The sequence below is a fragment of the Planotetraspora silvatica genome (assembly GCF_016863315.1).
GTDB classification, from domain to species: Bacteria; Actinomycetota; Actinomycetes; order Streptosporangiales; family Streptosporangiaceae; genus Planotetraspora; species Planotetraspora silvatica.
The window spans coordinates 64,314-81,887 of sequence record NZ_BOOQ01000021.1 but is presented as its reverse complement, the minus strand read 5'-3'; the positions used below and the strand labels follow the sequence as shown (position 1 = coordinate 81,887).

Annotated in this window: 16 protein-coding genes; 10 read left to right on the top strand and 6 right to left on the bottom strand. The window is 69.9% G+C overall.

The genetic code is table 11. The annotated features are described in order from the left end of the window. Positions 1-96 precede the first annotated feature (96 nt). Both Psi02_RS16210 and Psi02_RS16205 read right to left on the bottom strand, forming a co-directional pair. Positions 97-1,527, bottom strand: a complete 1,431-nt coding sequence (locus Psi02_RS16210) for an alkaline phosphatase PhoX (RefSeq protein ID WP_239094931.1) — start codon at positions 1,525-1,527, stop codon at positions 97-99. A 165-nt stretch (positions 1,528-1,692) separates the two neighbouring features. Then, positions 1,693-2,196 (bottom strand): DUF5709 domain-containing protein, encoded by a 504-nt coding sequence (locus tag Psi02_RS16205; protein ID WP_203974931.1) that lies wholly within the window; start codon positions 2,194-2,196, stop codon positions 1,693-1,695. A 375-nt stretch (positions 2,197-2,571) separates the two neighbouring features. Between Psi02_RS16205 and Psi02_RS16200 the strand changes: the two genes are divergently transcribed. The 3 genes from Psi02_RS16200 to Psi02_RS16190 all read left to right on the top strand — a co-directional run bounded on the left by Psi02_RS16200 (position 2,572) and on the right by Psi02_RS16190 (position 6,511). Continuing rightward, positions 2,572-3,513: an NmrA family NAD(P)-binding protein gene (locus Psi02_RS16200; RefSeq protein ID WP_203974930.1), complete on the top strand. Its 942-nt coding sequence runs from the start codon at positions 2,572-2,574 to the stop codon at positions 3,511-3,513. Then, complete coding sequence (gene hypF, locus Psi02_RS16195; protein ID WP_203974929.1) at positions 3,503-5,806, top strand: carbamoyltransferase HypF; 2,304 nt, start codon at positions 3,503-3,505, stop codon at positions 5,804-5,806. Before Psi02_RS16200 ends, hypF begins: the two co-directional genes overlap by 11 nt. Before the next feature lie 156 nt (positions 5,807-5,962). Further along, positions 5,963-6,511 (top strand): YceI family protein, encoded by a 549-nt coding sequence (locus Psi02_RS16190; RefSeq protein ID WP_203974928.1) that lies wholly within the window; start codon positions 5,963-5,965, stop codon positions 6,509-6,511. Between the two features lie 13 nt (positions 6,512-6,524). Here Psi02_RS16190 and Psi02_RS16185 read toward each other — a convergent pair whose 3' ends face one another. After that, positions 6,525-6,989, bottom strand: coding sequence for a winged helix-turn-helix transcriptional regulator (locus Psi02_RS16185; protein ID WP_203974927.1), 465 nt, complete (start codon positions 6,987-6,989; stop codon positions 6,525-6,527). A gap of 173 nt (positions 6,990-7,162) precedes the next feature. On the opposite strand from Psi02_RS16185, the gene Psi02_RS16180 reads away from it, so the two are divergent. Continuing rightward, a complete protein-coding gene (locus Psi02_RS16180; protein ID WP_203974925.1) occupies positions 7,163-7,852 on the top strand; it encodes an SDR family oxidoreductase in 690 nt (229 codons plus the stop codon). Between the two features lie 171 nt (positions 7,853-8,023). Here the strand turns inward: Psi02_RS16180 and Psi02_RS16175 are convergent, their stop codons facing one another. Both Psi02_RS16175 and Psi02_RS16170 read right to left on the bottom strand, forming a co-directional pair. Further along, positions 8,024-9,280: a hypothetical protein gene (locus Psi02_RS16175; protein ID WP_203974923.1), complete on the bottom strand. Its 1,257-nt coding sequence runs from the start codon at positions 9,278-9,280 to the stop codon at positions 8,024-8,026. Positions 9,281-9,328: 48 nt separating this feature from the next. After that, positions 9,329-9,658, bottom strand: coding sequence for a PadR family transcriptional regulator (locus Psi02_RS16170; RefSeq protein WP_203974921.1), 330 nt, complete (start codon positions 9,656-9,658; stop codon positions 9,329-9,331). Between the two features lie 497 nt (positions 9,659-10,155). Between Psi02_RS16170 and Psi02_RS16165 the strand changes: the two genes are divergently transcribed. From Psi02_RS16165 to Psi02_RS16155, 3 genes are all read left to right on the top strand, one after another. Then, positions 10,156-10,506, top strand: coding sequence for a hypothetical protein (locus tag Psi02_RS16165; RefSeq protein ID WP_203974919.1), 351 nt, complete (start codon positions 10,156-10,158; stop codon positions 10,504-10,506). A 272-nt stretch (positions 10,507-10,778) separates the two neighbouring features. Continuing rightward, a complete protein-coding gene (locus tag Psi02_RS16160) occupies positions 10,779-11,618 on the top strand; it encodes a helix-turn-helix domain-containing protein (protein WP_203974916.1) in 840 nt (279 codons plus the stop codon). 66 nt (positions 11,619-11,684) lie between these two features. Next, on the top strand, positions 11,685-12,266 hold the full coding sequence (locus tag Psi02_RS16155) for a dihydrofolate reductase family protein (RefSeq protein WP_203974914.1): 582 nt from the start codon (positions 11,685-11,687) through the stop codon (positions 12,264-12,266). 509 nt (positions 12,267-12,775) lie between these two features. On the opposite strand, the gene Psi02_RS16150 is transcribed toward Psi02_RS16155, so the two are convergent. Further along, the gene (locus Psi02_RS16150) at positions 12,776-13,876 is read right to left on the bottom strand and encodes a carbohydrate kinase family protein (RefSeq protein WP_203974913.1); all 1,101 of its coding nucleotides are present in this window, start codon (positions 13,874-13,876) and stop codon (positions 12,776-12,778) included. A 237-nt stretch (positions 13,877-14,113) separates the two neighbouring features. Between Psi02_RS16150 and Psi02_RS16145 the strand changes: the two genes are divergently transcribed. From Psi02_RS16145 to Psi02_RS16135, 3 genes are read left to right on the top strand one after another with little or no spacing between them, the layout of a single operon-like run. Next, entirely contained in the window at positions 14,114-14,962 is an 849-nt protein-coding gene (locus tag Psi02_RS16145) for an endo alpha-1,4 polygalactosaminidase (RefSeq protein ID WP_203974911.1), read from the top strand. Positions 14,963-15,012: 50 nt separating this feature from the next. Further along, the gene (locus Psi02_RS16140; RefSeq protein WP_203974909.1) at positions 15,013-16,296 is read left to right on the top strand and encodes an alpha-glucosidase/alpha-galactosidase; all 1,284 of its coding nucleotides are present in this window, start codon (positions 15,013-15,015) and stop codon (positions 16,294-16,296) included. Beyond that, entirely contained in the window at positions 16,293-17,573 is a 1,281-nt protein-coding gene (locus tag Psi02_RS16135; RefSeq protein ID WP_203974907.1) for an ABC transporter substrate-binding protein, read from the top strand. The genes Psi02_RS16140 and Psi02_RS16135 overlap by 4 nt, the downstream gene beginning before the upstream one ends. Position 17,574 lies beyond the last annotated feature (1 nt).

The following is a 17,574-nucleotide window of genomic DNA, read 5'->3' as shown; positions in this document are numbered from 1 at the left end:
GGGGGAGGGCGGCGTCGTGCCCGCGGTTCCGCAGGCAGGGGGAGTTGCCTGGGGCGGTCGCGGGGACGGTCCTGCCCCCGCGACCAGCGTCGCGGCTCAGTGGTGGTCGTGACCGTGGCCGTGGTCGTCCTTGCGGCCCCAGGGCCCGGTGATGGCGAAGACGTAGCCGGGCGTCTGGATGTTGGCGAACAGGATCTGCGCGTCATGGCTGAAGGTGGGGCCGGTGAACTCGCTGTCGTTGAGCTCGTTGCGCGCCAGCGCGTACGGCTTGCCCTGCTCGGTGACGCCGACCAGGTGGGACAGGCCCTCGCCGTCCTCGGCGAGAATGACCCCGCCGTACGGCGAGACGGTGATGTTGTCCGGTCCGTCGTAATCGGTGTCCGCCTCCGGGTCCGGGTTCACGCCGAAGATCGTCTTGAGCGTGATCGTCTCGGAGTCGGGGTCGTAGAACCAGACCTGCCCGTCGTGCTCGTTGCGGCTGCCGTCGTCGTGCCGGGCGAAGCTGGCGACGAAGTAGGCGCCGCCGTCGCCCCACCAGGCGCCCTCGAGCTTGCGGCTCCGGGTGATCTGGTCGTCGGTGAACTGCTTGCGCACCGAGACGGTCTTGGCGTCGCGGTCGGGGACGTCGACCCAGGTGACCTTGTAGCGCGTGCCCGGGACGGTGGCCTCCGACAGGTCGCCGATGTGCTTGCCGCCCTTGGAGCACTTCATGGCCTGCAGCGTGCCCGCGCTGTCGCCGCCCTTGCCGAGCGCGAGTTCCCGCAGTTCGCCCTTGCGGCCGTGGAAGTGCTTCGGGGGGAGCCAGCGGAAGTACAGCCCGTTCGGGCTGCCGGCGTCCTCGGTGAGGTAGATGGCCGAGGTGTGGGGGTCGACCGCGACCGCCTCGTGGGCGTACCGGCCGAGGAACTTCAGCGGGACCGGGTTCTGGTTGGCCTTCCGGTCGAAGGGGTCGACCTCGAAGACGTACCCGTGGTCCTTCTGGAAGACGCCACCGGCGCGCTGCTCGGTCTCCTCACAGGTGAGCCAGGTGCCCCACGGCGTGATGCCGCCCGCGCAGTTGTTGTGGGTGCCCGCCACGCTTACGTACTCGCGGACGCGGTTGCCGTGCCTGTCGACCTCGATGTTGGTGGTGCCGCCCTGGGCGCCCGGGTCGTAGGTCAGCCCCGCGAGAGGCGGCACGCCGTACGGCTCGCCCCCGCCGATCTCGTGGTTGTTGACCAGCACGAAGCCCTTGGGTCCGCGGAAGCAGCCGGTGCCGTCGGCGTCGCTGGGCGTGGGCTGGCCCGTCTCGAGGAGGGTCTTGCCGGCCTCGGCGACGATCTTGTAGGAGAAGCCGCGGGGGAGGGAGAGGAGGCCCTTCGGGTCCAGAACGACGGGCCCGTAGCCGGCCGTCCGGCCCACACCGGACTGGGCGGCCTGCGCCGCCGCAGGGCCGGCGATCGCTTCGATGCTGCCGCCGATGGCGATGCCCAGACCGCCGACCGCACCGGAACGGAGAAGGTTTCGACGTGAAATGGGAGAGGTCACAAGTGCACCTTTCTGGACGTAAAAGTTCAGATTTGGAGTGCAGATGATGAAACCCAATTCCGCCTGACTTAACAGTTACTTCCTTGTTCCGTACGCAAAGGTGAACGGGGGGCCAACGATCGGCTCCCCGGGCGCCGGGGCGGCCGCGTCACACGGCCGCCCCGGTCACTCGTCGCCGGCGTCGCGGGCCTCGTCGGCCGCGAGGTTGGCCAGGGCCTCGTCAAGATCCTCGTCCAGGGGGTCGTCGAGCTCGGCGTCCCGGTCCGTGTCCTCGTCCGTGAGATGCACGGCGGCCTCCTCGGCGCTCGACGCGCCGGCGTCGATGCCGATGTCACGGCCCAGGAGCGCCCCGGAACGGTCGCCTTCCTCGCCGATCAGCCGGCCGCTGCGCGGCTCCTCCTCGTCCCAGCGTCCGGCGAGCAGGGCCGGGTCGAGCTCGGGCTCCTCCTCGTCCAGCAACTGGTCGAGCGACTCGCCCTCCTCGGCCTCGGCCGCCGTCGTGCCGTACCTCTGACCGGCCGACCAGCGCTCGGCCGCCGTCAGCCCGGTGTCGAGCGGATCGTCGCCGAGGTCGTCGGTCAGCAGGGAGTCCGAAGGCTCCAGGACTCCGTCGTCCTCAAGAACGTCCTCCTGGAAATCGCCGTCGAAGTCGTCGTCTTGGTCGGCCATGGAAAAGCCCCCTCCGCGGTGATGATCGGTATGACCCTGGTGTGTGGCGGCCGATCATGTCCGGTCGCCTGCGTGCCGCCGGACTTAACCCGGTACGACACGCTTTCCTTCCGTCTCGAAAGATAGTGCCGTCTTCGTCCCGGCCGACCGGCAGGTGCCCGCCCCGGTTCCACCTGGCCGTACGGCACGGCCGGATCAGCGGGTACGCGGCGGCGAGAGGGCGCGGGCCTCGCCGCTCCAGGTCGCTCCCGTGCTTCGCCGAGCTGTGGGGGAACCGGGACCTGTGCGTGCCGTGCCGTACCGCCTCGGAGAGTGAGGCCACTCGTAGGATTGCGCCGCAGGTCAGGGCAGGTCCTACGGAGGGGGTGCAGACCGATGGAGGCGAAGCCGCGCATCCTGGTGACCGGCGCGGGCGGCGGTGTCGGAGGCGTCGGCCGCATGGTCGTCGAGTCGCTGCGCGAGCGGGGCGTCCCGGTGCGCGCGATGGTGCATCGCGACGACGAGCGCGCCGCCCATCTGCGCTCCCTGGGCGCGCAGGTGGTCGCGGGCGACCTCACGCGGCCGGACGCCGTGGCCGAGGCGCTCGACGGCGTCGAGCGGATGTTCTTCAGCCTGAGCGTGTCGTCCTCCTACCTGGAGGCGACGGCGACCGTCGCCACGGTGGCCCGCGCGGCCGGCGGTCTCGAAGCGCTGGTCAACATCTCGCAGATGACCGTGTCCCAGATGACCGCGGTGAGCACCGAGGAGTCGAGCCAGCAACGGCTGCACTGGTTGTCGGAGCAGGTGCTGGACTGGTCCGGTCTCCCGGTCGTGCACGTACGCCCCACGGCCTTCCTGGACAACCCGCTCTTCACCACCCTGGTCGCACGGCCGGTCGCGGAGGCGGGGACGCTGCCGCTGCCCTTCGGCGACGGCCGAACGTCGCCGGTCGCCGCGGCCGACGTCGCCCGGGTGGTGCTCGCCGTCCTGGACGACCCGGCCCGCCACATCGGTCAGGTGCTCGAGCTGACGGGACCCCGGTCGCAGGACATGAACGGCGTCGCCGCCGAGTACTCCCGCGCGCTCGGCAGGCCCGTCACCTATGTGGACGTGCCGCCTGACGTGTGGGCCCGGCGGCTCGCCGCCCACCCCGAACTGCCGCCCCACGTGTGCCAGCACATCATCACGATGGCCCGGCTGACCCGGCACAACCGGTACGACCGTTCGACGCGCACCGTCGAGGAGATCACCGGGGCTCCGGCGCAGAGCGTCGAACGGTTCGTCGCGGAACACGCGTACCTGTTCGCCGGACCGGAAGACCCGCCGAATGCACACTGAGCCACTCGACGGGCGGATACGCCGCGACGTTCGGGTGGAGGGCGTCGTCCAGGGGGTCGGCTTCCGGCCCTTCGTGTACGGCCTGGCCACCCGGCTCGGCCTCGCAGGCAGAGTGGGGAACGACGCAGGCGGCGTGTTCGTGGAGATCGAGGGGGCCTCCGCCGATGTTCACGCGTTCCTCGCCGCGCTCGAACGTGACGCCCCTCCGCTGGCCGAGATCGAGCGGGTCACTGTCAGAGCCGGCGAGCCCGGCGGCGCCGGCGGGTTCACGATCGTGGACAGCGACGGCTCCGGACCGCGCCGGGCCCTCGTCTCCCCGGATGGCGCGACCTGCGGCGACTGCCTGGCCGAACTGGCCGATCCCGCCGACCGCCGGTTCGGCTACCCGTTCATCAACTGCACCAACTGCGGGCCGCGGTTCACGATCGTGCGTGACGTGCCGTACGACCGCCCGAACACGACGATGGCGGCCTTCCCGATGTGCCCGGCCTGCGCGGCCGAGTACGGCGATCCGGCCGACCGGCGGTTCCACGCGCAGCCGATCTCCTGCTGGGACTGCGGTCCCCGGCTCCGGCTGGTGGACGCGCACGGGGCCGAACTCCCCGGCGACCCCGTGCGGGAGGCCGCGGCGTTGTTGCGGGGGAGCGGGGTCCTGGCGATCAAAGGCCTCGGCGGCTACCACCTGGCGGTCAGAGCCGACGACGAGGCCGCCGCGTCGACGTTGCGTGCCCGCAAGCATCGTGAGGACAAGCCGTTCGCGGTGATGGTCCCCGACGTCGAGACGGCCGCCGCGCTGTGCGAGGTCGACGAGACCGCCGCCGCCTCGCTCACCGGTCGGGCCCGGCCCATCGTGCTGCTCCCGCGAAGGGACGCGCCGTCCGTGGCGCCCTCTGTGGCTCCGGGGAACCGCCGGCTCGGCCTCATGCTTCCGTACACGCCCGTCCACCTTCTGCTGCTGGCGGAGCTGGCCGTCCCGATCGTTTTGACCAGCGGAAACGTGTCCGACGAGCCGATCGCCTACGACGACGCCGACGCGCTGGGACGGCTCTCGGGCATCGCGGACGCCTTCCTCGTCCACGACCGGCCCATTCACATCCGCACCGACGACTCCGTCGTGCGCCCGTTCCTCGGCGGGGAGTCGGTGCTGCGCCGCTCCCGGGGCCACGTGCCCGATCCCGTACGGCTCGGCCCACCGGCGCGCCGGCCGATACTCGCGTGCGGCGCCGAGCTCAAGAACACGTTCTGCCTCGTCAAGGGACGGCACGCGTTCGTCTCGCACCACATCGGCGATCTGGAGAACTACGAGACGATGCGGTCGTTCGTCACCGGCATCGACCACTTCACGAAACTCTTCGACGTCCGGCCCGAACTCGTGGCGCACGATCTGCATCCCGAATACCTGTCGACCAAGCACGCCCTGGCGATGACCGGTGTCGAACTGACCGGCGTGCAGCACCACCACGCGCACATCGCGTCCTGCCTCGCCGACAACGGCGAGGCGGGGCCGGTGCTCGGCGTGGCCTTCGACGGGCTCGGCTACGGCGCCGACGGCACGATCTGGGGTGGCGAGTTCCTCCTCGCCGACCTGGTCTCCTTCGAACGGCTCGGCCACCTTGCCCCGGTCCCCATGCCGGGCGGCACGGCGGCGATCCGGCAGCCGTGGCGGATGGCGGCCGCCTACCTCGACGCGGCGTACGGCGGCCGGCCGCCCCAGGGGCTGGACGTGGTCCGCCGCAACCAGGCGACGTGGGCGGACGTCCTCACGATCGGCAGGGCCGGCCTGAACTCTCCGGCGACCTCCAGCGCGGGGCGGCTGTTCGACGCGGTGTCCGCCGTGCTCGGCCTGCGCGACACGATCACCTACGAGGGCCAGGCGGCGGTCGACCTGGAGCAGCGCGCCGACCCCGCCGAGCGCGGCGCCTACCGCGCGGCGATCTCAGGCGGACGCCCGCTCCTGGTGGCCGGTGCGGACCTGGTCAGAGCGGCGGCGGAGGATGTGCTCGCGGGCGTGGAGCCCGGGGTCGTCGCCGCCAGGTTCCACAACGGTACGGCCGATGTCATCGTGCGGACCTGCGAGATCCTGCGCGACTCTTCCGGCGTCTCGGCCGTGGCGCTGTCCGGAGGGGTCTTCCAGAACCTGCTGCTGCTCGGGCGGACCGTCGGCGGGCTGAACGCGAGCGGCTTCCGGGTGCTCACGCACGTCCGGGTGCCGCCGAACGACGGCGGGATCAGCGTCGGGCAGGCGGCCGTCGCCGCGGCGAGGGATCGCCTTCCGGCGACCGGCGACGGCTGACGGCGGGCTTGGCCCGGACGGTGTGTCCGGGGGAGGGCTGACGGCGGGCTTGGCCCAGGTGACGGTGGGCCCGGGCGATGGTGGCCCGGGTGACGGTGGGGCCGGGACACGGCGCGGATCCTTTGCGTCGCGTGTCCGCGGTCCTACGGTGCGTGTATGTCGGTACCAGGACAACACCATCGGATCGGCCCCGATTGCGGCACGCTGGTCGTGAAGACCTCACGGCAGGGCCTCGCCGGACGCATGGGCCACGATCTCACCATCGAGGTGAGGCGGTGGGCGGGCGAGGTCTTCGTGGCGGAGGACGACCTCGCCGCGAGCACCGTGACCGTCACAGCCGAGATGGGGTCCCTGCGAGTCGTGGAAGGCACGGGCGGCGCCGTCCCCCTCATGGACAGGGACAGGCGGGAGATCACGCAGACCGCCGGGAAGCTGCTGGACGCCGACCGGCATCCTGAGGTGAGATTCGTCTCCAGCGGGATCACCGCCACCGGCCCTGACGAGGGCGTCGTCGAGGGCACGCTGTCCGTTCGCGGTGTGGAACGCCCGTTCCGGCTTCAGGTCACCCGGACGGAGGAGGGCCGTCTCCGGGGGACGGGCACGGTCGTGCAGTCCGACCACGGCATCAAGCCGTACAGCGCGTTCTTCGGCGCGCTGCGGCTGGCGGACCCCGTGGGCGTGGAGGTCGAGCTCGACCTGGGGTGAGCGAAAGACCCGGTCAGTGCGGATCGGTCACGGGAACGAAGTCGACGTCGTCCAGTGCCACCGCGCTGCCCGACTCGTCGACGAAGGCCACCGAGAGGCGCCCGTCGGTGGTGCGGCTGCGACGTTCCGACGAAGGAGGGTCGTCGCCGAGACGGTGCCGATCACCCCACTGCTGAAGCGCGCCGAGCACGAGACGCAGTTCCTTGCCCGTGGAGGTGAGGTGGTAGCTGTGCCGCGAGCGCTTGCCGGGCTCGTTGTAGGGGCGCTTCTCCATGACACCGGCCTCGACCAGAGTCGTCAGCCGGTCGGAGAGCAGATCGGTGGAGATGCCGAGGGCGGTACCGAAGTCGCCGAATCTCGTGACCCCCATGAACGCCTCACGCAGGATGAGAATCGTCCAGGGATCTCCGACGACCTCCAGGCTGCGCTGGATCGAGCACGAGGAGTCCAGCAGGGCGTCACGGGTGGTCCTTCTCACGCGACCAATCTACCTCCTAACTTGCTTTATCCAAGCAAGGATGGCTAGCTTGGATTTCAAGACCTAGGCGGCCGTACCGTCTGAGATGACCGGTCACCTCGGAAGTCCGATGCGTACGGCCGGTCGCTGACCGTCGGCCGGCGATCTCAGGTCCCATTGCGAAAGGGAGCACCATGAAGATCGAGAACTCTGTGGCGATCGTGACCGGCGGCAACCGCGGGCTCGGCCGTCAGTTCGTCGCGCAGCTGATCGAACGCGGCGCGAAGGTGTACGCCGCCGCTCGCAGGCCCGAGACGGTGGACGTGCCGGGCGCGGTGCCGCTGCGGCTGGATCTCACCGACCCGGAATCCGTGGCGGAGGCGGCACGGATCGCCACTGACGCGACCCTGCTGATCAACAACGCGGGCATCTCCACTCACACACCATTGATCGACGGTGATTTCGACACGATCCGTCTTGAGATGGAGACCCACTACTTCGGAACCCTCGCCGTGACGCGGGCGTTCGCGCCGATCATCGAGTCCAACGGCGGCGGCGCGATCCTCAACGTGTTGTCCGTGCTCTCTTGGGTCCATCCGGTGGACTACGGCGCCTACTCAGCGGCGAAGGCCGCGGCGTGGGCGATGACCAATGTGGTCCGGCGGCAACTGACCCCCAAGGGCATCCACGTCGCCGCCCTGCACGTCGGTTACATGGACACCGACATGGCCTCCTACGTCGACCCGGACCACAAGATCGACCCGGCGGTCGTCGCGTCGGCCGCCCTCGACGGGATCGCCGCCGGGACGCCGGAGATCATCGCCGACGAAGGCAGCCGCCTCGCCAAGCAGAACCTGTCCGCACCCCTGGCGGCCTCGGTCTGACACCTGTACGGCGATGCGCGGGCCGGTCTGCCCGCGCATCGATCCGCCAGAGGTGGCCGCGTCCGCGGACCGCGCGCCACCAGGCGGTGAACCCGCCGCAGGAGTCGGGGCTGTGGACCGCGCGCCAGCAGGCGGTGAACCCGCCGCAGGAGTCGGGGCTGTGGACCGGCATCAGCGGGCGGCCGCGGGGAGGTCGTCAGGTTCGTCGGAGCGCCGGCGCCCGAGCGCCGAGCCGAGCGCCGAGCCGCCGACCACACCCACGGCCCAGAACACGATCATGACGACGACGAACTCGGGGCGCAGCACGTCGAGGACTGCCGCCTGCCACGTCGGCGGGACGGCGTCGCCGGTGCTCAGGTAACCGGCCCGCTCGCGCATCCAGACCACGGCCTCGGGGATGCCGACGGCGAGTATGGCCACCAGGGCCCCGATCCCTCCTAGCACTCCGGCGCGCAGCCCCGACCCGAAGGATCGGTCGCGCCAGGCCGTGGCGAGCGCGACGGCGAGCAGCAATGCGCTCGGGGCGGGCACCCAGAAGCCGGGTATGCCGCCCTGGTCATGCGCGAGCGACCAGCGTGAGGCGGCGAACGACCCACCTGCCACGAGGAGTGCCACCCCTCCCGCCTGCATCCGCGCGCCGTGCGGCCGCCCGGACCGCAGCGCGGCCCACGCGCCTCCGAAGGCGAACCTGCGGCGCTCGGCCGGCGGGTCGATCGCCGCGAGCTCGGACCGCAGCGCGGCACCCCACGCGGACCGGTTGCCGGGCAGGTCGGCGGTGGCCAGGTCGAGCAGGAGTTGCCAGACGTCGCGTACCGCGTGCCGGCGGCCCGCGATCTCGGCGCGGGCGCCGAGCGCGGCTCCGAGGACGGGCCACGGCAGGGCCCAGATCAGCGCGGCGAGGAACACCTCGAACGGTATGAGCAGGTCGCCGCCGGCGAGGTTCGCGACGACGGGAAAATCGCCGGGCACCGCCAGGTAGGCGGCGCGCAGCGGCAGGTGCACGGACACGGTGCCCGCGGCGACGGCGACGAGGGCGAGCAGCCCGGCGATGGTCCCGGCTCCGAATCCGCGGGTGCGGGCGACCGCGGCGGCGGCCAGACCGGCGAACGCGCCGCACCCGGCCGCCGCGAGCAGTCCGAGCACGATGGACAGCAGCACCACGTCGAAGCCCCAGCGCGGGCCGTTCGTGACCGTGGCCAGGTACGCGCGCCCCAGGCCGACGGTGAGGAGCGCCGCACCGGCGGCGACACCGATCAGTGCCGGCCACACGGGGCGTCGGGTGCCGTCCCGCCATGCTGCGCGGATGCGGGCGGCGAATGTGCCCACACCGTCCCGGCGTACGGCGCCACGCAGCCGGGCCGCGAGCACGACGATCGCAAGCAGGGGCGCGGGCGCGAGCACCCCCAGGAAGAGGAGGAAATCGAGCATCGAGGGCCTCCGAACGACAGGGCGGGCCGGGGGTCGAGCGGTCGCTGGTCAGGTGGTCCTGGGCGCGAGCCGGGCCGCGCCGGGGGCGGGTGCACCGTCACCGGCAGGCGCCGGCACGGCGACGGAGCGCGCGAGCTCGGCGCCCGCGGTGGTGAGCCGGTACAGGTGCCGGGCCGGCCGCCCGCGTGGCGGGTCGGTCTCCCAGGAGGTCTCCACCAGCCCGCGCTCGAAGAGGCGGATGAGGATCGGGTAGACCGTGCCTGCCTTCAGGCCGAGGGCGCGGCACAGGTCGTAGCCGTGGCTCCAGTCCGCGCCCGTCTCGGCGAGGGTGGTGAGCACGGCCGCGGTCTGCGGGGAGGGGCGTCGTGCGCGTGCCATGACTCCAATATCTACCTAGATAGAGTTAGTGCGCAAGACCCTCCCGCGCGGCGCGGCACCGGCGACTCCGGCGGGCTGCCGCAGTCAAGCCGTGACCAGGTTCCCCGGCTGCCGGTGACCACATCGACGCGTACGTCGAGCCGACCACTTCGGCGCCGTTGCCGCCCGCCTTTGCTGCCGCCGACTCACGCAATGGATGACCTCTAAGGATCACGGCGGTGATTGCTCGACTTGAAAGCGGTCATAGCACCCATAAGGGGCATTCGAAATCGGATATAAATGACATTTCAGATCAAAACAATATTTATAGGGTCAACATCGTCAATAGATTGATAAGTGCTGTATAAAAGGCGATGCTCGCCGTTTGTCGGCTGGATGGTGCGGAAAATAACGCATTGCAGGCACGGCCTATCAAAGGTCGACGGAAAGACATTTTCCACAGTGTTTGGAAAAAGTCAGAGCATATAGGGCGACAGTCCTTTCAAGGGAGAAATTAAATGCCCAACTTCAAGAGCCTCGTCGGCGCTCTCGCCATCAGCACCGCGCTGACCGGCGGGGCGGTCGCCCTCGGTGCAGCGGTCACCACCAGCACCGCGAGCGCCGCCACGGTCATGGGCTGCGGCGGTGGCGGCTGCGGCGGCGGCTGGGGCCGGAGCAACCGGAACAGCAACCACAACCGCAACCACAACAGGCAGTGGCAGCAGGCGCGCCAGCACGAGCACCAGAGCCAGCACCTGATGCGCGACTTCACCCTGGTCGTGTCGCCGTTCCAGCGCAATGACAACGAGGCCACCCCGTGGCAGAGGCAGGACAGCGACTCCAAGTCGGAGGCGGAGGCCGAGGACTAAAGCCCTCGCCGAGGCCCCGCGCCCTATCCGGCGCGGGGCCTCGACGCGTGCACGCCGGGACGGCCGGCACCGCCCCCAGCGGGCCGGTGGGACTCCCTCAGGAAGCGCAGAAAAGCCGCTGATGTAACGCGGCTCTTCACCATGCAAAGTGTCTTCGGTGACGCCGATGCGCCGATTGTCGTCGAACTCGCGCAAGAACCAGATCTACAAGGCGTTCCAGGAGGTCGGGTGGCGGGGTTGATCGCGAACACGGTGGCGGCGATGCTGTGGGCGTGGAGTACGTGTCCAGAGTGCCGCGACCGCCGCTGGACGGGCTGATCGACGACCTTTACTACCTGGAGGGTGCGCCGCCGTACGCCCGTCTGATGCTGCCGCCGAGTCCGTCGGCGTTGCTCATCGTCAACCTCGGGGCGCCGTTCCGCATCCGCGCCGGCACCGACATCGAGACGGCCGAGTATGCCGACGGCTGCGTGGTCACCATGCCCACCCGCGCCTTCGAGTTCGGCTATCCGCCGGGGACCCGGTCAGTCGGCGTGCACTTCAAGCCGTGGGGGCTGGCGCCGTTCCTGCCGATGCCCGCGGCCGAGCTGTGTGACCGGCCGGTGACGGTGGAGCAGGTTTGGGGCCGACCCGCCATTGCCGAGCTGCGAGACCGGCTGGCTACGGCGGACGGGCCGTACGAGATGCTGACGCTGCTCGAGGAGGAGCTGATGCGACGGCTGTGCGAGACCGCCGGTCTGGGGCTGGTCCGCCATACGAGCAGCGTCATCGCGGCGGCCAGCGGGGCGGTGGCGATCGGCGACCTGAGCGTGGCAGCCGGTGTCAGCAGCACTCATCTGGCACAGCGGTTCAAGGAGCTCATCGGCGTCACGCCGAAGCGGCTGGCGCGCACCTACCGCTTCACCGCCACCGTGTTCGCGATCAACCCCGCCGGACCGATCGACTGGGGCGACCTCGCCGGTGGCGCAGGCTACTTCGACCAGGCCCACTTCGGCCACGAGTTCCGGGCGTTCACCGGGCTCACGCCGACCCGGTACGTCGAAGTCCGGCGGCGGTTCCTGCGCGAACATCCCGGCCACGTGCTGGACGGCTGGCCGCTGCCGGCCGATTGATTTCTTACAAGAAGCGACAGCTCACGACACGCTAATTTGGGGGCACCCAAAGCAGAGGAGAGCCCCGTGGGCAAGGTGGTCATGTACAGCTCGGTGTCGGTGGACGGCTTCGTCGCGGACGAGAATGACCAGCCCGGACCGCTGTTCGACTGGTTGTCCAGCGGCGACGTCCCGTTGGACGAGAGCGGCGAGCTGAAGGTGTCGCAGACGTCCTACGACTACACCCGGCCGTACTGGGACCAGATCGGAGTCACGATCGTCGGCCGCCACGTCTTCGACATGACGGACGGCTGGGACGGGAAACCTCCGGGCGGGATCGATCACGTGGTCGTCGTGACGCACCGGCCGGAGCCCGAAGGCTGGGACCCCGAGGCGCCGTTTCACTTCGTCGACGGCGTCAAGGCAGCCGTGGCCAAGGCGCAGGAACTTGCGGGTGACCGCATGGTCGAGGTCGCCGCTGGCGACGTCGGTGGCCAGGTGCTGGCCGCGGGCCTGATCGACGAGGTGCGCATGGACGTCGTGCCCGTCGTGTTCGGGTCCGGCAAGCGCTACTTCGGGTCGGTCCACGCGCAGCACATGTTGGAGGATCCTGAGGTGGTGATTCAGGGCAACCGGGTGCTTCACCTGCGCTATCGGGTACGCCGTTGACTGATCTGAGCGGGTACGCGAAGAAGTCCACTGCGAACGGTGACACAAGATCGGGCCTCCGGCTGCGTTTGCGCATCGCTGTCCCTGGTCGGGCAGCCGACGCCGATCCGCCCCAGCACCTCACCTGCGGCAAGTTCAACTCAAGATCACTGGTTGCCGGTTTCCGTCGTATCTTTGGCCGACTCATGTCGACCGGCATGCCCGTGTTCAGGAGACAGCGCAGTCGAACGAGTGCCTGTTCATCCCCGTTCGCTTTCGCCGCACCATCCGAGGCGGATCTGGCCAACGGCCGTGGCCGGTCGCTCGTGCAGTCTCGGCCTTTTCGTTTCTCATGGAAGCCGTCCGAGATTCCATGAGAAACGAAAAAGCGGCCCCTTGCCCCTGGATCCGCGAGCGACGACCTCTTGTGAGATGAGCGGGCGAGCCGGCCAGGCCAGCCGGATGCCTGTCGTCGGTGAACACCGCCCCGCCGCTGCCCGCGCCGTTGTCCGCGCCGCGGTCCACGGGGATCACGGGAGGGAGACGGAGGCGGCGCTCACCGCCTCCTCCCAGGTCGCCTGAGCCGAGGTCCCGCCCGCCGCCCGCGTCGACAGCGAACCACAGGCCGCGGCGATCCGCAGCGCGGTGGCCGGCGGCAGCCCCCGCAGCAGCGCCGCGACGAACCCGGCGTCGAGACTGTCGCCGGCCCCGACCGTGTCGACCGGGGTGACCGCCACGGCCGGAGCGCGTACGGCTCCCGCGTCCGTCCACGCGAGCACGCCGTCCCGTCCGAGCTTGACGACGGGGAGCATGCCCCGCGCGGCCAGATCACGCGCGGCGGCCTCGACGGCGGAGGGCGCCACGGAGGCGCCGGACGGGAGGGTCGAGGGCACGCGGGCCGACGGCACACGGGTCGACGGTGCATGAGTCGACGGTGCCTGAGCGGATGGCGCATGAGCGGATGGCGCGTGAGTCGACGGTGCCTGAACGGATGGCGCATGAGCGGACGGCGAGCCCCCGGCGATCCGGCCGGCGATCGCCAGCACTTCGGCCTCGTTGGGCAGCAGCACGTCGGTCTCCGCGAGGACCTCCGCCAGTCCCTCCCACCGGCCCGACGGGTCGTCGTTGGTGTCGAGCGATGTGGTCGCCCCGTGAGATCGCGCGACGGAGAAGAGGGACGGAAGGTCCGCGGCCAGCCGAGGCTGGAGGAAGAACGACGCCGCGTGCACGTGGCGGGAGGACGCGAGGAGTTCCCGGGGGACGTCCGCCCCGGACAGATGCGGCAGGCACCCCGGCGCGGTGAGGATGGCCCGGTCCCCTCCGCCGTCGACCAGCACGACCGTCAGCGCCGTCGGCAGTGCGGGGTCCACGACGCAGGCCGACACGTCGACGCCCCGTGCCTCCAGCGAGGACAACATGAAGCGGCCCGCCTCGTCGTCGCCCACCCGGCCCACGAACGCCGTGCGCAGACCGAGTCGCGCCGCTCCGCACGCCATGATCGCGCCGGAGCCGCCGACGGTGAGGACGCCGGTGTCGACGAGTTCCTCGCGCTGGCCGTACGCGGGACGTCGGGGGGCGCTCGAGAGGATCACGTCGGGATTGGCGTCGCCTACCACGAGGAGGTCGAACATCGCTCGGGACTCCATTTCGTGCGAATTAATGCTCGAAAGCATTGCGAATCGAGCTAATACGCGCAAGTCTTGAGCCAGTCGCGAGGAAGGAAGCCGAACGAGGCGTGCTGACATGGTCCTGCTGATCACTATGGGTCTTGTCACTCCCACCGCATCGTGGGCCGAGCGGTGAGGGAGAGTGAGGAACAGCACGCATGACGCCCCTTGCCTGAACGTCAGTCCATGCGAGGAGTGCACATGCGCTATCTCAAGGCGTTGTTCACCGCCATCTTCGCGGTCAGCCTGATCGTCACCGCGAGCCCCGCGCAGGGCGCCGCTCTGCCGGCCCCCGTCGCCTGCCCCAGCTGCTGGCATCCCGCCCTGCGGACCAGTTGGCAGTGGCAACTGTCGTCACTGCCGACGAGTCCCTATCTAAATGTCGATATGTACGACATCGATGGATTTGATGCTCCCGTCGGCCTGGTCTCCGATCTGCACGGGACGAGGCAGGGCCGCAAGGTCGTCTGCTACATCAGCGCCGGTTCCTATGAGGACTGGCGCCCCGACGCCGCCCAGTTCCCGGCCGCGGTGCTGGGCAAGAACCTCGACGGCTGGGCGGGAGAGCGCTGGCTGGACATCCGCCAGTACGGCGGGCCCCTCGGCGCGATCATGCGGGCCCGGCTCGACATGTGCAAGGCGAAGGGCTTCGACGCGGTCGAACCGGACAACGTCGACGGCTACACCAACAAGACGGGCTTCCCCCTCACGAAGGCCGACCAGCTCGCCTACAACTCGTGGCTGGCGAACGAGGCCCACAACAGAGGCCTCTCCGTGGCCCTGAAGAACGACAACGCCCAGATCCCGCAGCTGTTGCCGTACTTCGACTGGGCGCTGAACGAGGAGTGCTTCACATACAAGGAGTGCACGACCGCGGACAACGGCGGCTACGGCTACGACCAGTTCGTCGCCGCGGGCAAGGCCGTCATGCAGGTCGAGTACGACCTCGCCACGTCCAAGTTCTGCGCGAAGGCCAACGCGCAGAACTTCAACTCATTGAAGAAACATCTGGAACTGGACGCCTACCGCGTGGCCTGCCGCGGCGTCTGAACCACCCCGGGGTGGGCCCTCATCAGGGCCCACCCGCTAGGAGCGACCCATTGAAGATTGTTTTCATCGGCGCCGGCAGCGTCGTGTTCACCCAGGGCCTGCTGGCCGACCTGGCGAGCTTCCCGGAGCTCGCGGAAAGTGAGATCGCCCTCCACGACATCTCAGCGGAACGGCTCGCGGTCGCGGAGACCGGAGCGCGCAGGATCGCCGGCGAGAGCCGTACCGGTCTGGTCATCACCACTCACCGCGACCGGCGCGAGGCGCTCGCCGGAGCCGACTTCGTGATCAACATGGTCCAGGTGGGCATGCACGCCGCCACCGTGACCGACTTCGAGATCCCCGCACGGTACGGCCTGCGCCAGACGATCGGCGACACACTGGGCGTGGGCGGGATCTTCCGGGCACTGCGCACCTTCCCCTTCCTGGACGCGCTGGCGGCCGACATCACCGACGTCTGTCCCGGCGCGTGGCTGCTCAACTACACCAACCCGATGGCCATGAACATCACCTACCTGGCGCGCAAGCTGCCCCGGGTGGTCGGCCTGTGCCATTCGGTCCACTGGACGATGGACGGCCTGGCCGACCTGGTCGGCGTGCCGTACGACGAGATCGACTACCTGTGCGCCGGCGTCAACCACCAGTCGTGGGTGTTGCGTTTCTCGGCGAACGGGGAGGACCTCTACCCGCGTCTGGACGCGGCCATCGAGAAGGACCCCGAACTGCGGCGGCGCGTCCGGGTGGAGATGTACCGGCGGCTCGGCTACTACCCGACCGAGTCCAGCGAGCACTCCTCCGAATACCTCCCCTGGTTCCTGCGCCACGACGAGGAGATCGAGCGGTTCCGGCTGAACGTCGGAGAGTACGTCCAGATCAGCGCGGACAACGTGGCCACGTACGAGCGCGCCCGCGCGGGGGAGTTCGAGCCGCCCGACGCCACGATGGAGTACGCCCCGCAGATCATCCACGCCATGGTGACCGGCCGGCCACGTGTGGTCTACGGCAACCTGCCGAACCACGGGCTGATCTCCAACCTGCCCGCCGGCTACGCCGTGGAGGTCCCCTGCCTGGTGGACCGGCTGGGCGTGCATCCGATGGCCGTCGGAGACCTCCCGCCGCAGTGCGCGGCGCTGAACCGCTCCTTCGCCACCGTCGGCGAACTCACCGTCCGGGCCGCCGTCGACGGCAGGCCCGAGCACATCCGCCACGCCGCGATGGTGGACCCGAACACCGCGGCGACCCTCACCCTGGAGCAGATCTGGGAGCTGTGCGACGAGATGGTGCGCGCGCACTCCGACCTGCTGCCCGAGTCGCTCCGAGAGGAGATGAAGCCATGATCCGCAAGCTCGCCATCGTCCTTGCCATCGTCCCCGCGCTCGGCTTCGCGACCGCGTGCGGCGGCCAGTCCGGCGATGACGGCGGCAAGGTCAAGGTCGTGTGGTGGCACGGCCAGACCGAGGCCGAGGGCCAGACCCTCAAGGACCTCGCCGACGAGTACAACAAGTCGCACCCGGGGGTGGTGGTCGACCCCGAGGTCGGCACGACCAACGTGGACGAGATGCTGCAGAAGGTCCAGGCCGCGCTGGCCGGCGGCGAACCGCCTGACGTCGCGTACATGTACGGCTCCTGGTCCTCGACCCTCGCCGACACCCCCAAGGTCGTCGACCTGTCCTCGATGGTGAAGGACCCGTCGTTCGGCTGGGACGACTTCTGGCCCGCCGCGCGTGAGGCCGCCACGGTCGACGGCAAGGTCATCGGCGTCCCGTCCGTCGTCGACAACCTGGGACTGATCTACAACAAGAAGCTCTTCGACGCCGCGGGCGTGCCGTACCCGACGAAGGACTGGACCTGGGACGACTTCCGCACGGCGGCGAAGAAGCTGACCGATCCCGGCAAGGGCGTCTTCGGCACGTCGTACGTGGTCACCGGTGACGAGGACACCGTCTGGCGCTTCTGGCCCATGGTCTGGCAGCAGGGCGGGTCGATCCTGAACTCCGACGGCAAGACCGCCGCCTTCGCGTCGCCGCAGGCCGTGCAGAGCCTCGACCTCTGGCGGGCCATGGCGGTCGACGACAAGTCGGTCTACCTGGACCAGAACGGCGAGAAGTTCCTGCCGCTCTTCTACAGCGGCAAGGTCGGCATGGAGATGGCGGGCCCATGGGCGATGCGCGACCTCGCCGACCACGACGTCGACTACGGCGTGGTGCCGCTCCCGGGTTATGGCGGCAACCACCAGACGATCTCCGGCCCGGACAACTGGGTGGTGTTCGACAACGGCTCCAAGCGGGCCCAGGCGGCCAAGGACTTCCTCGCCTGGCTGACCAAGCCGGAACAGGACGCCCGCTGGTCGCTCGGATCGGGCAACCTGCCCATCCGCCAGGCCACCTCGAAGCTGCCCGCCTACAAGAAGTTCGCGGAGCAGTTCACCGGGGCGGACGCGTTCCTGGCCAACCAGGACAACGCGATGCAGGCCCGCCCGTCGATCGCGGGGTATCCCGACATCTCGGCGAAGGTCGGCGATGCGATCGACCAGGTTCTCCTCGGCCAGGCGACGGCACAGCAGGCGCTCTCCGGCGCGGCCGCGGAGGCCGACAAGATCCTGGCGAAGGGCTGAC